The 15173-nt window shown below is 46.1% G+C and carries 15 protein-coding genes; all 15 read right to left on the bottom strand.

Annotation, left to right across the window (positions count from 1 at the left end; genetic code table 11):
- Positions 1–26: 26 nt before the first annotated feature.
- Positions 27–455 carry a RicAFT regulatory complex protein RicA family protein gene (locus tag AXG56_RS04790; RefSeq protein WP_008640089.1) on the bottom strand — a complete coding sequence of 143 codons (429 nt, stop codon included), beginning with the start codon at positions 453–455 and terminating at the stop codon, positions 27–29.
- Positions 456–2006 carry a tRNA (N6-isopentenyl adenosine(37)-C2)-methylthiotransferase MiaB gene (gene miaB / locus AXG56_RS04785; protein WP_026577436.1) on the bottom strand — a complete coding sequence of 517 codons (1551 nt, stop codon included), beginning with the start codon at positions 2004–2006 and terminating at the stop codon, positions 456–458.
- A gap of 135 nt (positions 2007–2141) precedes the next feature.
- Positions 2142–3320, bottom strand: coding sequence for a glycine C-acetyltransferase (locus AXG56_RS04780; RefSeq protein WP_008640084.1), 1179 nt, complete (start codon positions 3318–3320; stop codon positions 2142–2144).
- A 19-nt stretch (positions 3321–3339) separates the two neighbouring features.
- Positions 3340–4380, bottom strand: coding sequence for an L-threonine 3-dehydrogenase (tdh, locus tag AXG56_RS04775; protein ID WP_008640082.1), 1041 nt, complete (start codon positions 4378–4380; stop codon positions 3340–3342).
- A 307-nt stretch (positions 4381–4687) separates the two neighbouring features.
- Entirely contained in the window at positions 4688–4948 is a 261-nt protein-coding gene (locus AXG56_RS04770) for a stage V sporulation protein S (protein ID WP_008640081.1), read from the bottom strand.
- A gap of 108 nt (positions 4949–5056) precedes the next feature.
- Complete coding sequence (locus AXG56_RS04765; RefSeq protein WP_026577438.1) at positions 5057–5854, bottom strand: TIGR00282 family metallophosphoesterase; 798 nt, start codon at positions 5852–5854, stop codon at positions 5057–5059.
- A gap of 110 nt (positions 5855–5964) precedes the next feature.
- A complete protein-coding gene (rny, locus tag AXG56_RS04760; RefSeq protein ID WP_008640080.1) occupies positions 5965–7527 on the bottom strand; it encodes a ribonuclease Y in 1563 nt (520 codons plus the stop codon).
- 275 nt (positions 7528–7802) lie between these two features.
- A complete protein-coding gene (gene recA / locus AXG56_RS04755; protein ID WP_008640075.1) occupies positions 7803–8846 on the bottom strand; it encodes a recombinase RecA in 1044 nt (347 codons plus the stop codon).
- A gap of 168 nt (positions 8847–9014) precedes the next feature.
- Positions 9015–10259 carry a competence/damage-inducible protein A gene (locus tag AXG56_RS04750; protein ID WP_026577439.1) on the bottom strand — a complete coding sequence of 415 codons (1245 nt, stop codon included), beginning with the start codon at positions 10257–10259 and terminating at the stop codon, positions 9015–9017.
- Positions 10256–10834 carry a CDP-diacylglycerol--glycerol-3-phosphate 3-phosphatidyltransferase gene (gene pgsA / locus AXG56_RS04745; RefSeq protein WP_062513423.1) on the bottom strand — a complete coding sequence of 193 codons (579 nt, stop codon included), beginning with the start codon at positions 10832–10834 and terminating at the stop codon, positions 10256–10258. The genes AXG56_RS04750 and pgsA overlap by 4 nt, the downstream gene beginning before the upstream one ends.
- Positions 10835–10932: 98 nt before the next feature.
- Positions 10933–11832, bottom strand: coding sequence for a RodZ family helix-turn-helix domain-containing protein (locus AXG56_RS04740; protein WP_008640068.1), 900 nt, complete (start codon positions 11830–11832; stop codon positions 10933–10935).
- A 19-nt stretch (positions 11833–11851) separates the two neighbouring features.
- Positions 11852–12643 (bottom strand): DUF3388 domain-containing protein, encoded by a 792-nt coding sequence (locus AXG56_RS04735; RefSeq protein WP_008640067.1) that lies wholly within the window; start codon positions 12641–12643, stop codon positions 11852–11854.
- Positions 12644–12838: 195 nt separating this feature from the next.
- The gene (locus tag AXG56_RS04730) at positions 12839–13099 is read right to left on the bottom strand and encodes a DUF3243 domain-containing protein (protein WP_008640066.1); all 261 of its coding nucleotides are present in this window, start codon (positions 13097–13099) and stop codon (positions 12839–12841) included.
- Between the two features lie 67 nt (positions 13100–13166).
- Positions 13167–13886, bottom strand: coding sequence for an elongation factor P 5-aminopentanone reductase (gene ymfI, locus AXG56_RS04725; RefSeq protein ID WP_062513421.1), 720 nt, complete (start codon positions 13884–13886; stop codon positions 13167–13169).
- Positions 13879–15171: an EF-P 5-aminopentanol modification-associated protein YfmH gene (gene yfmH / locus AXG56_RS04720; protein ID WP_026577441.1), complete on the bottom strand. Its 1293-nt coding sequence runs from the start codon at positions 15169–15171 to the stop codon at positions 13879–13881. The genes ymfI and yfmH overlap by 8 nt, the downstream gene beginning before the upstream one ends.
- Between the last annotated feature and the right edge of the window lie 2 nt (positions 15172–15173).

Below are 15173 nucleotides of genomic sequence, written 5' to 3'. Positions count from 1 at the left end.
AAAACCCTCTGACGGAAGTGTATGCATTAATGACTGCAGCCATGACTATCTTTGTTCGCTGATCCGGTTTTGCCTTCCAGTACGTCTCCGCCGGTGGATCGAATGACTTCATTCGTAACTTCCCGGGATATGGTGTTGGAGACCATTTGGAGAATATCATTGATGACGGTCTGCGAATCTTTAAACTCCGCCACCACCGGAATAGCATCCAGTTCATCCTGAAGACGATCAATTTCTCCTTCTATTTTCTGAAGGGCTTCGCTTTTTCCGTAAGCTTGGAAATTGACGGCCTGCTTCTGTAATGCTTTGATCTTTTTAATGTGAGCCTGTACTTTAAGGTTCTCATTCAACTTAGCTTCCAGCTGCTTAAAACGATCAATTTCATCTATTTCAGCCATCATTTTAGCCAATTTTTTTGCTTCGTCAACTACTTGCTGCCTTGTGTATTGTGCCATTCATTTCACCTCTACTTTTTCTGCAATCATTTCTCCGTCCAGGGACCATGTTTTGGCCTTGACGACTCTCACAGGAATGATCTGTCCAATGACCTCACGCGGTGCCCGGACATTGACAAGTTTATTACGTTTCGTATACCCAGCAAGGACCTCCGGGTTATTTTTACTTTCTCCCTCTATCAGAACGTCGACAATTTCCCCTTCATACGTCTTCATCGCCTCTGCCGACTGCTTGTTCACAATCTTGTTGAGACGTTGAAGCCTGTCTTTCTTCTCTTCCATGGATACATTGTCTTCCATCCTAGCAGCCGGCGTATTTTCCCGAGGGGAATAGATGAACGTGTAGGCTGCTTCGAACCCGACTTCCTCGACAAGGGAGAGCGTATCCCGGAACTGCTCTTCCGTTTCATTTGGAAAGCCGACAATTATATCGGTCGTAAGCGTCGCATCCGGCATAGCCGCACGTATGTTGCGAACGAGCTCCATGTAGTCTTCCCTGGAATACTTTCTACCCATGATTTTTAGAATTTCGGTATTCCCCGACTGTACGGGCAGGTGAATATGATCGAGCATATTTCCGCCTTTAGCAAGGACTTCAATTAATCGCTCATCAAAATCCCTCGGGTGAGACGTAGTGAATCTAATACGCGGAATGTCAATCGCCCTGAGTTCATCCATCAAGTCTCCGAGTCCGTATCCCCCATCCAGATCTTTCCCATAAGCGTTCACGTTCTGACCAAGGAGAGTGATTTCCTTATACCCTTGTGCCGCAAGATGACGAACTTCCTGAATGATATCCTCCGGAAGCCTGCTCCTCTCTTTCCCACGGGTATAGGGAACAATGCAGTATGTACAGAATTTATCACATCCGTACATGATATTCACCCATGCCTTAATCCTGCCTTTACGGGAGCGGGGGAGATTTTCAATAATATCTCCCTCTTTGGACCAAACGTCGATCACCATTTCTTTGCCAAACACAGCTTCCTGGACAAGTTCAGGAAGCTTATGAATATTATGAGTCCCGAAGATTAAATCGATAAAAGGATGTTTCTTCAGAATGCGATTTACCACGGATTCTTCCTGGGACATACAGCCGCACACACCTAGAATCAGGTTAGGATTTTCTGTTTTAAGCGGTTTCAAATGACCGATCTCCCCGAACACTTTGTTCTCTGCATTCTCCCGAATGGCACACGTGTTAAGGAGGATGATATCTGCTTCTTTTGCGGTGTCCGTAGATTCATAGCCCATCGCTTCAAGGATACCCGCCATTACTTCTGTATCATGCTCGTTCATCTGACAGCCGTAAGTACGAATTAAGTATTTCTTGCCTTTACCCGCTTCCATCATACCCTCAGGAATATGAAAATCATAGAGTACATCTGTATCTTTCCGCTTCCGGCGTTGGGCATCACGCATGTTAGGAGGCTGATATGTAGTTTCGAAATATTTCATGAAGTCTTCGCTTGTTTTTTGTTTCAATCGTTCCAGGTTACTGCTGGATGCCGGTTTGATCTGCGACATCTCTTTCTTCTGCTGTTCGTTCATAATGATCTCCTTTCGAACCGTACCTGCTCACTGTATCATTATATCAATTTTCCAAATAATATTTAAGCGTTATCCTTCGATTTAAGTAATTTTCCCAGAAAAAAACCACCATGTTTTACCATGGTGGTCTCTTCCTCATTCAATTATACCTAGCTTCTTCCCTACTTTTTCAAAAGCATCAAGCGCCTCCTGAAGCTCTTCCTGCGAATGCTCCGCAGTCACGATCGTTCGAATTCTTCCTTTCCCTCTCTGAACGGTAGGAAAAACAATTCCCTGCGCGAAGACGCCCTCTCCGAAGAGTTCATCAGAGAACTTGTGGGTCAACGCATCATCCCCTACCATCACTGGTGTGACAGGTGTTTCACTGATTCCTGTATCAAACCCGAGTTGCTGTAAGCCTTGCTTGAAGAAGGCTGTGTTATTCCACAGTTTCTCAATCAATTCCGGTTCTTCAAGAAGAACATCGATAGCTGCAGCATTAGCCGCCGTAACTGCCGGTGGATGAGACGTGCTGAACAAGAACGGGCGGCCTTTATGGATCAAGTAGTCTCGCAGCGTTTTCGTACTAGCTACATATCCGCCCAAGACACCAATCGCTTTACTTAACGTTCCTACTTGAATGTGGACACGGCCGTCCAATTTGAAATGATTGACCGTTCCTCTTCCATTATCCCCAAGCACACCACTCGCATGGGCGTCATCCACCATGACAAGCGCATCGTATTTCTCGGCAAGTTCGACGATTTCAGGAAGCGGAGCGATGTTTCCGTCCATCGAAAAGACGCCGTCCGTAACTACCAGGCGAGTGCGGTAGTTACTGCTTTGTTTCAATGCATCCTCCAACGATTCCATATCCACGTGCTTGTAGATTTTGCGGTCTGCTTTCGTCAGCCGGATTCCGTCTATGATGGAAGCGTGGTTCAATTCATCGGAGATAACGACATCATCCTTCCCGAGGATGGACGACAAGACCCCCTGGTTTGTCGTAAAACCGGATTGAAACACCAAAGCAGCTTCCGTGTGCTTAAATTCTGCAAGCTTCTTCTCGAATTCCTCGTGCATTTCGAGTGTACCTGCAATCGTACGGACAGAACCAGTGCCGACGCCGTACTTCTCATTCGCCTCATCGGCCGCACGCTTCATCTTCGGGTGGGAAGTGAGCCCGAGATAGTTATTGGAAGAAAGTTGAATGACTTCCTTACCCCTGATGGTTACCTTGGATCCTTGAGCAGACTCTAGCGGAATTAACCTCCGGAACGTTCCCTGTTCCTGCATCGCATCTAATTCTTCCTGTAAGTATTCAAAACCTTTCATCGAACATCCTCCTCCTATTTTATGGGTGTAGTACCACTTTTCCACATAACCCTTGATTCATCAAGTCGAACCCCTGCTCAAACTCTTCCAGCTTCAAATGATGGGTGATGATCGGTTTCACATCCACCTGCCCGGAATGAAGCAGTCTGGATACCTGCTGCCACGTTTCGTACATTTTTCTGCCGGTAATTCCCTGAACCTCTACCCCTTTAAAAACAACATCGTTTGTTATATCAATGCTGACTCGGTTAGTTGGGAGACTCAGAATAGATACTCTTCCGCCATTTGTCACCATTTTGAATCCCTGATCCATGGCGACAGGGTGTCCGCTCATCTCACAAACGACATCTACACCATTGCCGTCCGTCCATTCTTTCACCTTTTCTACCGGGTCGACCTTCCCCGAATCAACGACCTTCGTCGCACCCATCTTTTCGGCAAGGCCAAGTCGGTAGCCATTAAGATCAAGCGCAATCACTTGGGAAGCTCCTGCTGCTTTCGCCACTCCTACGGCCATCAACCCGATCGGCCCGCAGCCGATGACTGCTACCGTTTTTCCCGCGACCTCCCCGTTCAAAACCGTATGTACCGCATTACCCATCGGTTCTTGAATCGACGCAATATCTACAGGCATTTCCTTCGGGTTTTTCCAAAGATTGCTTGCAGGCAGCGCTACAAATTCCGCGAAGCATCCTTGGGTATCGACTCCAATGATTTTTGTATTTTTACAGATGTGGAATTTCCCTGTCAGACACTGCGGACACTGCCCACAGACGAGATGAGTTTCAGCGCTGACGAAGTCCCCGATAGAAAAGCCGCTTACTTTACCACCAACTTCCACAATTTCACCGGAGAATTCATGACCAAACACATATGGCGGATGTACTCTGCTCGCAGACCATTCGTCCCAATTATAAATGTGAACATCGGTACCGCATATAGAGGTAGCTTTCACACGAATCAGCACTTCATCTTCGCTTATCTGAGGAATCGGCACTTCATTTAATACTGCGCCCCGTCCACGTTGATGCTTTACTATAGCTTTCATCGTTCCGTTCACAGTGAACACTCCCTTACTACATAATATTTAATTAAACCTATTATAACAAGGATTATATCATGAACAAAAAAACAAACAACCCTGTTTGTCCACTGTAAAAATACAAATGACTACGTTTACAATAGAAAGGTTGTCAACACAGGGATCGTCCTGTGAATTTTTTATAAAAAAAAGACATACGCCGTGTTTGGCGTATGTCTTTCTTACTCATGAAGCGACGTTTTCATTCTACGAAAGTATTCAGTCATATGAACAATCTATCTACGATACGAAGGTGATAAGAGATTCCAACCGCATCAGGGGACCACTAGCGAGGTTCGACAATTAACTTAATTGCCGTACGTTCCTCTTCATCAATCATAATATCAGTGAAGGCCGGGATGCAGATCAAGTCCATGCCGCTCGGGGCGACGAAACCTCTTGCTATCGCAACCGCCTTGACAGCCTGATTTAATGCTCCTGCTCCAATGGCCTGGATTTCAGCAGTTCCACGCTCTCTTACAACATTGGCAAGGGCCCCTGCTACTGAATTAGGTACGGATTTAGCTGATACTTTTAAGACTTCCATTACTAGCTCCTCCTTCAATCACTATAGTTGTTCCATAACTACTATATTCTTGGAGATGTAGAATATTACCTTTTCATTATGAATGAATTTGTCGCAAAATTCAAACAATCATTCAAAGAATGGATGGTCATCGTTAATAAGAATGCGCTTCACTTTCGTAGACATTCCCGTTTTCTCATCTACATCCACCAAAAAGGCGCTCAGTTGTGCTCTTCCCTTTTTCGGAACTTCGAAACGTACAGGAAGGTTTGTCAGAAATCGTTTCATGACTGCATCTCTATCCATACCCAATATCCCATCGTAAGGTCCGGTCATTCCAACATCGGAAATATACCCGGTTCCTTTTGGAAGAATACGTTCATCCGCCGTCTGAACGTGTGTATGGGTTCCAACACTTACGCTGATTCTGCCATCGACGTACCATCCCATCGCTTGTTTCTCACTAGTCGTTTCCGCATGAAAATCCAAAAAAATGATGGACGTTCTTTTTTTTGCTTCTTCTATCAATTCATCCACTTTGCGGAATGGATCGTCATTGGGAGCCATAAACGTCCGCCCCTGTAAGTTAATAACAGCGACTTCTCCTTTTGGTGTTTTTACGAAAGTTAATCCACGACCGGGAGTCCCTTCCGGAAAGTTGGCCGGTCGGACAAGGTAATCTGCTTCATCAATAAATTCGAAAATCTCTTTCTTGTCCCAGGCATGATTCCCCAGCGTAACTGCCTGCGCTCCTTTTTCAAGGAATCTCCGATAAATTTTTTCTGTAATGCCTTTCCCAGATGCTGCGTTCTCTCCGTTAACAATAGAAACGGCAGGCTGAAACTTCTGCTTCAATTTCGGAAGGTATTCATCCACCATTTCTCTTCCCGGTGAACCCACCACGTCTCCAATAAATAAAATTCTCATGTGCGAACCTACCTCTTTCTTCTAAAGCATTCCTTCTTCATTCCCTGATCCATGAACAGGAAACCTCTTAAAAACAAATGAAGCGGCCCGAAACGGCCGCTTCATCAGATTTATTTCGCATACTCCACAGAACGTGTTTCACGAATAACGGTTACTTTGATATGACCAGGATAATCGAGTTCTCCTTCGATTCGGTTTCGAATATCACGGGCCAGTCGCGTAGCTTCAAGATCATCAATTTCATCAGGGCGAACCATAATCCGAACTTCCCTACCGGCTTGGATTGCAAATGATTTCTCGACTCCTTCATAGGATTCAGAAATCTCTTCCAGCTTCTCAAGACGCTTGATATAGTTCTCGAGCGTTTCACTACGTGCGCCAGGTCTTGCTGCTGATAAAGCATCGGCGGCTGCGACAAGGACAGCAATGACGGAGGTCGGTTCTTCATCACCGTGGTGAGATGCAACAGCGTTGATCACTGTCTCATTCTCTTTATACTTCATCGCAAGTTCTTTACCGATTTCTACGTGGCTTCCTTCCACTTCGTGGTCAATTGCCTTCCCTATATCATGCAGCAATCCTGCACGACGGGCAAGCACTTCGTCTTCGCCAAGTTCTGCGGCAAGCAGACCGGACAAATAAGCAACCTCTGTAGAGTGTTTGAGTACATTCTGACCGTAACTTGTACGATACTTCAAGCGGCCAAGAATCTTGATCAGATCCGGATGCAGGCCGTGAACGCCGACTTCGAAAGTCGTCTGTTCCCCTACTTCACGAATGTAGTCATCCACTTCGCGACGGGACTTGTCCACCATTTCCTCGATACGGGCTGGGTGAATGCGCCCGTCCTGTACGAGTTTCTCAAGTGCCATCCGCGCCGTTTCACGACGGATCGGGTCAAAACCAGAGAGAATGACAGCTTCCGGCGTATCATCAATGATCAAGTCAATGCCAGTCAATGTTTCAAGGGTACGAATGTTGCGTCCTTCCCGACCGATAATTCTTCCTTTCATCTCATCGTTCGGAAGGTTGACCACAGAAACCGTCGTTTCTGCAACGTGATCGGCAGCACAGCGTTGAAGAGCTAAAGAAAGAATGTTCTTCGCTTTCTTATCCGCTTCTTCTTTCGCTTTATTCTCCGCTTCCTTGATCATTAGTGCGGACTCATGCGACACTTCTTGCTCTACTTTCTCAAGAATCATCTGTTTCGCCTGATCTGATGTCAAACCGGATATACGTTCCAGTTCGGTTTGCTGTTCTTGAAGCATAGCTTTCACTTTGCTTTCCATTTCTTCAATTTGTTGTTGTCTCTCGGCAAGAGTCCCTTCTTTCTTGTCGAGTGAAAAATCACGCTGGTCAAGCGTCTCACTCTTACGATCAAGATTCTCTTCTTTCTGAGTTAAACGATTTTCAGTTTTCTGCAGTTCCATGCGGCGTTCGCGGATCTCGTTCTCCGCTTCCTGACGAAATTTCTGATTCTCTTCTTTTGCTTCAAGAAGAGCTTCTTTTTTAGCTGATTCTGCATTGCGGTGACCTTCATCCACAATCTGTTTCGCAAGCGCTTCAGCACTGGAAATTTTCGCCTCCGCAATCGATTTCCGAATAAGATAACCAACAACAGAACCGACGATAAGGGCAAGCAAAATGAAGATGAGCGAGGATATTAAATCCATTTTTTCACCTCCTCTTGCTATGAACTTGGTCCGTTTGTCGGCAAATACAAACGTTTCATTTTCAGTTTCGTTTAGGTAATATAAGGGTATAAAGATGAAAATGATACACATTCATTTTATGCTTGCGCATAAGGAATGTCAAGGAAACCCATCACGTATGTGCTGATATATTGAAATATTTTAAACTATCAGTATCTTTTTCACGTTTTCTTTTAGATTTTGTAAAGGTTATGTATAAAAAAGCAGTGCTTTTCTGCACTGCTTTTTTGTGCTTTTTAAACGTCAAGCGTTTCCTGACTGTCAGCTTCCGGCGCTTCAACAGAAGGTTCATCCGCATCCATTCCGTAATGATCCCGAATCAAACGTTTTACTTCATCGTAAATTTCCACGTTTTCTTTCAGGAACTGTTTGGCATTTTCACGACCTTGGCCAAGTCGCTCCTCATTATAGGAATACCAGGATCCGCTCTTTTGAATGAGATCAAGGTCTGTACCGATGTCGATCAGTTCACCTTCTCTGGATATTCCCTCTCCATACATAATATCAACTTCTGCTTGTTTGAAAGGCGGAGCCACCTTGTTCTTCACGACTTTCAGACGGGTCTTGTTACCGACCATTTCATTCCCCTGTTTCAGCGTTTCTGCACGACGAACTTCCAAACGCACGGAAGAATAGAACTTCAGCGCACGACCGCCAGGTGTTGTTTCCGGGTTACCGAACATAACGCCGACTTTCTCACGAATTTGGTTAATGAAGATCGCTGTAGTCTTCGACTTATTTATAGCTCCGGAAAGCTTACGCAGTGCTTGGGACATCAAACGGGCCTGAAGACCAACGTGTGCATCTCCCATTTCTCCTTCAATCTCAGCTTTCGGGACCAGTGCGGCTACAGAGTCGATAACAACCATATCCACCGCACCGCTTCGTACGAGCGCCTCAGCAATCTCAAGCGCCTGCTCCCCGGTGTCAGGCTGGGACAGCAGTAACTCCTCAATATCTACCCCGAGCGCCCTTGCATACACGGGATCGAGTGCGTGCTCCGCATCGATAAACGCTGCCTGTCCGCCTTTTCTTTGTGCCTCGGCAATCGCGTGAAGCGCTACCGTCGTTTTACCGGATGATTCCGGTCCATATATTTCTATAATTCTACCTCGCGGGTATCCACCGACACCCAACGCCACATCAAGAGCCAGAGAGCCACTGGATACTGTGTTCACCCGCTGTTCTGCACTTTCTCCGAGCTTCATGATGGAACCTTTACCGAACTGCTTTTCTATTTGACGCAATGCCATATCTAATGCTTGTTTACGATCACTCATACTATACCGCCTTTCCAAAATATCTATCCCTATCATAACTTGTTTTCTTCGATTTGCCAACTAAAAAGCGAATATTTGTTCCCTTTTTTTCAAAAAGAAAAGAGGTGCAATTTATGAGTTCCCCTCTGCGAAACTTCATAAACTGCACCCACCCGCTTCCATAAAGTGCTATTTCAGCCTTTGGAAAAGCAGCTCGAAGCCTTTCTTGACTGCCCGGTGCCTCACCTGCTCGCGAGCTCCATGAAAATAAAGCTCATGCACCTCCGGCTTCCTTTCGCCTATCTGCAGACCGATGTAGACCGTCCCGGGCGCTTTCCCTTCACTTTCCTCCGGCCCCGCTACTCCTGTAAAACTGATCCCGATGTCCGTGCGGAGAATTGCCTGTGCATTCAACGCCATCACTTCGGCACACTCATGACTGATGGTTCCAAATTCTTTGATGATAAAACTCGGCACCTGCAGAACTTGTTCCTTCGCTGCCGGAGTATAGGAAACGATACCTCCCTCGCATACAGCCGATGCTCCAGGGAGGGCGACAAGGTTCTCCATAAACATGCCGCCGGTAAAGCTTTCCGCAGATCCAATCGTGTAGTTCCTGCTCTCAAGCAGTTGTTTCACTTTTTCTTCAATCGTAACAGCGTCACTGCCATAATAGTGCCCGCCGACTCTTTCTAATATTTTTTCCTTCAGGGCTTCAATACTTTGGAGCGCTTCAGCATCCGTTTCGCCGGTAGCCGTCAATCGCAGCCCGACCTCCCCTTCGCTTGCGAGAGGAGCGATAGTCGGGTTCGTCTGGGTGGATATAAGGTCGCTTAGTTCCGTTTCCAGCCTTGATTCCCCAATTCCTATAAAACGCATCATTTCTGACACGATCTGTGACTTCCATTCGAAGCGTTCCCGCAATTTCGGAAGAACTTCCTCTTCCATCAGCGCCTTCATTTCAGATGGGACTCCAGGAAGGAAGACCCATATCGTGCCTTCGTGCTCCACAATTTGGCCGGGTGCCATCCCTTTACTGTTGGTCAGCACTTCAGCCTGTTGGAATACATGGGACTGCTTCCGGTTATTCAGTGTCATAGGTCTTCCATTCCGCTCGAATACGGCAAGAATCTTCACCATGGAGGGCTCATGCTCTACGAGTTCCTGGCCAAAGATTTCCTGAGCGGCGTCTCTGGTCAAGTCATCCTCTGTAGGCCCGAGTCCGCCCGTTACAATGATGATGTCAGACCTTGCCCCCGCTGCTTTGAAGCATGTACGGACGCGGTCCATATTATCTCCGACAACTGTGTGACTATAAACCGGAAGACCGAGTGCAGCTAGTTCTTTTGAAATCCACTGAGCATTGGTGTTGGCAATTTGACCAAGCAAAAGCTCAGTCCCTACGGCAATGATTTCCGCCTTTTCCGCTCTCATTTAGAATCCCTCATCACATGCCAGTTCTTTTTGAAATAATCGTAGCCGGAATAAATCGTAATAATCAATGCTAAATAAAGCGCGATCAGCCCCATCGGAAAACCGATATAGGAGAACGGCCAATTGTGAAGCAGCAGCAGGGAAATTGCAATGATTTGAATCCATGTCTTCAATTTACCCATCTGACTTGCAGCAAGCACGCTTCCTTCTCCCGCCGCCACAAGTCGGAGTCCTGTAACTGCAAATTCGCGGCTGATGATAAGAATGACGATCCAAGCCGGAGCAAGACCGATTTCGACAAGCAGAATCAGCGCGGCACTTACGAGGAGCTTATCTGCTAAAGGATCGAGAAATTTACCGAGGTTCGTTACGAGATTGTATTTCCGTGCGATATATCCATCAATCCAGTCTGTCGTGGATGCAATGATGAACAGTACAGCACCCGCCAAATGGGATACAGGCAGCTCGTTTTCGCCGATATTCAAACTTCCCCAATTGAACGGTACGCTCATAAGGATCATAAAGATCGGGATAAGAAAAATTCTGGATAAGGTAATTTTGTTTGGTAAATTCATTTGTTCACACTCCTACATGAAATAAAGGAAAGACTGTCCCCGGTCAAACCTAGTGTTCCCGCAATTAGCGGAACACACGCGTGGACAGCCTTCCATAATTATTCTTGGTATTGAAGCAGCATTTTCTGCGTGGATTTCTCAGGGTCAGGAAATTCAATTACTTCATCGCCAATTTTCACGACGGTACCTGGTGCATTCCCTGTTTTAATATACAATTCATTCTGTCCATCAAATTCAAGAGATAAAGGCGATTCCCCTGTCGTGTACTCTTTAGGGGTAATCAAGTTTTCCCCGCCCTTTGGGGACTGTACTTCCAAGTACGCGGTTCCTTCCAATTCGATGGTTACCGACCGATCCTCCGCACCGGAAATGCTGTATACATGTTCCGGGAATCCTCCGGTACCTTCTTGCGTCAGCTCCGCGTTTAAAGCGGGTTCCTCGGCTTCGCTGTCGTCTTCTGCCGGTTGCTCTTCATCCTGAGGTGTCTCTCCTTCTTCCTGAGGCTCCTCTTCCGGAGTTTCTTCGTCCTCCTGTTCGCTGTCTGCAGGGACGCTGATTTCATTGTCCGACCCCTGTCCGTCCTCCGCCGTATCATCACTCGTACCGCCGACACTCTGAATGACGATCCAGACTACAAACGCCACTGCCACGATCAAGGCCACGGTTAAGAACGTCGGCAGGAACTTGAACGACCGGGAGCTCTTTTGAGTTGCCTCATTTCTTGCCTTCTGAACCCGACTGTATTGAATCGTCGGTTCTTCATCAAATGTAGGCAGTTCATTTTTGTGCTCTTCCATAATCATTTCCGGATCCAGCCCTACAGCAGATGCATACTCGCGTATAAAAGCACGGGTATAAAATTTCCCCGGAAGCACTTCAAATTGATTGTCCTCAATCGCCTTCAGGTATCGCTTCTGAATCTTGGTTGTATCCTGAAGGGCTTCCAAAGACAGGCTTTTTTCTTCTCGCGCCTCTTTAAGTCTCGCTCCTATTTCCATGTCTAACACCATCCAATTTCTAAAAATCGAACATGGAAAAACCATCGTTCATAGAAATACTCGGCTTTTCCACAGTTTCATACGTAATTTCTTCTTCTTCATTATTACGGAGTTCGATGATATAGTCGAAGTCATCCATTTTGTATTCCGTTTCCTGTACGAAAATATCGGGATGCTCAATAACCTTTGTTGCAGGAAGCCTCATGATTTCACGGACAAGCTGCCAGTGCTTTTCATTCGCTCTCCTTGCAGAAACGATTCCATCAATGATGTATAAATTATCTTCCCTGTACTCTTCATCAATCAGCTGATTACGAACCGTTTGTTTCAAAAGCGTACTCGAAACGAACAGCCATCGCTTATTGGCACAAACACTCGCCGCTACAACGGATTCTGTCTTCCCGACCCGAGGCATGCCACGGATCCCGATCAATTTATGACCTTCCTTCATAAATAACTCTGCCATGAAGTCAACTAAGAGTCCTAAGTCTTCTCTGTTGAAACGGAACGTCTTCCGATCATCGATGTCACTATGTATATAACGCCCATGTCTTACTGCCAGGCGGTCTCTAAGCTTTGGCTTACGGAGTTTCGTCACCTTAATCGTATCCATCGTATTCAGGATGGAACGAAGCCTTGTGATCTGCTCTTCATCTTTGCAGAGCAAGAGCATGCCACGATGGGAGTTTTCCACACCGTTAATCGTGACGATGTTAATCGCCATCATTCCCAGCAAGGATGATATGTCACCGAGAAGGCCGGGACGGTTGTATTGTATTTCATATTCTAAGTACCATTCTTTCTTCTCCATAACACAACTCCTCTGGAAAAAATGTCGTGATTTGTCAAAGCAAGTGATAACTCTTTATCTATCATAAAGGATTTTCTTGAAATAGGAAAGGATGGAACCACAGAATTGCACAAAAAAATACATCCATCAAAAATAAACTTTAGAATAAGGTAAAGTAAAAAATCCGCACAAGAGACCCTGTGCGGATTTTTCCGGTTACGCCTGGTTGCCTTCGTTTTGAACAAGCTTGACCATCATGTTAGCGATCGCATGCTGCTCCTGTTCATCTGCAACATTCCACAAATCACGAAGCACCGCTTCTTGATCGTTCTTTGCATCTACAGAATTGGCAAGGTATCCGCCGATTTCATAGGCAAGCTGAGAAACAGCACCTTCCTGCATTCCCTGGCCCTTGGCCTGATGTAGACGGTCGCCTAAGAAGTCTTTCCATGAATCGAAATTATCGATAACAGACATCACTGAAACCTCCTCATGATTTATTCATGTTTAGTATGAGAAGGTATCAGGATATTATGCATGCACTTTAGGACCAACCACCATTAACATGGAGAACCTGTCCGGTCACGTAGCTTGCATCTGTACCGAGGAGAAAACCGATCATCCCCGCTACTTCTTCCCGCTCTCCTGCGCGCCCCATCGGAATATCTTCTTCAATGGCAAGCCGTTCTTCTCCTTGCAGATGTTCATTCATCTTCGTATTAATGAAGCCTGGTGCTACGGCATTTACTCGAACCCCGCTCGGTGCCACTTCTTTGGCTAACCCCTTTACGAAACTGTCCTGTGCACCTTTGACAGAACTGTAGGCAACTTCCATGCTCGCACCTTCCGTTCCATATATGGAAGAAACAACTACAATGTTTCCGGACTTGTTACGGATCATATACGGGAGGAGATGCCTGCTTATAAGCCAGAGCGCTTTTACATGCGTATGATATAACGTATCCAGCGCAGAGACAGCCATATCCTGAAAAAGACCGCTGTACATCGGTCCTCCGGCAAATACTAACGCATCCCACTCCTCCCCGACCTGAGAAAGAAGATGAAGAATTCCTTCCTCTTTGGATAAATCAGACTGAAATGTTCCTGCCAGATTTTCGGGAGGAACATCCTTCACCAGTTCCTTGACCTTCGCTTCATTGGAGTGATAATGGAGACCAACTGCATATCCTCTGCCGATTACAGCTGCAGCTGCTGCCGAGCCGATATCCCCGCTTGCTCCGATCACTAAACAACGTTTACGCATTTGCCTGCGGTTTCACCTGGAAGACGGATATGGCTTCTTCCTTGATCCAATTCTGAAGGTATTCATCTGCATCATCTGCTGTAAGGGATTCGATGACTGGTACGACATCAAACAAGTTCACTCCGAGCGTATCATAATGTGTGAACTGGTTCGCAATGAATTCCAAGGAGTTCAGGGCACGCATAAATTGACCGATTTTCTTCCGTTTCATTCGAAGGAAGTCTTCGTCTGAGATCCGCTCTGTTTTTAGCTCATGGAGCATTTCCTTAACGCGTGCAGCCATTTCATCCGGTTTTCGCGTGTCTCCACCGAGAATAGTAAAGCCGAAATGCTGATCAAGTTCTGTTTCAAATTGGAAGCTGTCATCAATTAAATCTTGTTGATATAGTTCTTCATAAAAAATGCCGCTTCTTGAGAAATAATAATCAAGGATCATTCCGGAAAGCAGTTCATTACGAAGCAGTTGCTGGCCGGTCAAACCGCTGACGTTCTCTTTCACTCCGACCATCGCTTTTGCTGTAGTCACAGGCATCGTAATGGAGTGTTCCTTCATAGATACTGCAGCCGGTTCTTCCGGATAGGAGCGGTTGATTTCCGGCGCGTCGGGAAATTCTTTCTTGTCCTGATTGGAACGGATCAGCTCCATCATAGCCTGAGGCTCGAAGTTTCCTGCAACAAACAGGGTCATGTTGGAAGGATGATAGAACGTTTCATAGCACGTGTACAAGTCGTCTTTGGTTATATCCTGAATACTGTCAACAGTTCCCGCGATGTCCACTTTCACCGGGTGGTTATGATAAAGACTCTGAATCGTACCGAAAAACGCGCGCCAGTCCGGCTGGTCGTCGTACATGCGGATCTCCTGTGCAATGATGCCTTTCTCTTTTTCCACTGAAGCTTCGGAGAAGTATGGATCCTGAACGAAATCAAGAAGAATATTTACGTTCTTTTCAATTTGGCTTGTTGCTGTGAACAAGTAAGCCGTCTTCGTGAAAGATGTGAAGGCGTTAGCGGATGCTCCGAGTTTTGTAAAATCCTGAAAAACGTCGCGGTCTTCTTTTTCGAACAATTTGTGTTCAAGAAAGTGCGCGATTCCTTCCGGTACCGTGACCTCCTCTGTCTGACCGATCGGCGTAAAAGTCTGGTCGATCGATCCATAATTGGTCGTGAATATACCGAACGTTTTCGCCATCTCCGGTTTTGAGAGCAGGAAGACCTTCAGGCCATTATCCAACGTCTCCTGATATACGGTTTCGTTCAATTGTTTATATACTAATTCCTCCATGC

The organism is Halobacillus sp. KGW1 (genome assembly GCF_001592845.1).
Classification (GTDB): Bacteria; Bacillota; Bacilli; order Bacillales; family Halobacillaceae; genus Halobacillus.
The sequence above is the reverse complement of the archived record's forward strand: the minus strand, read 5'-3'. Positions and strand labels throughout refer to the sequence as shown.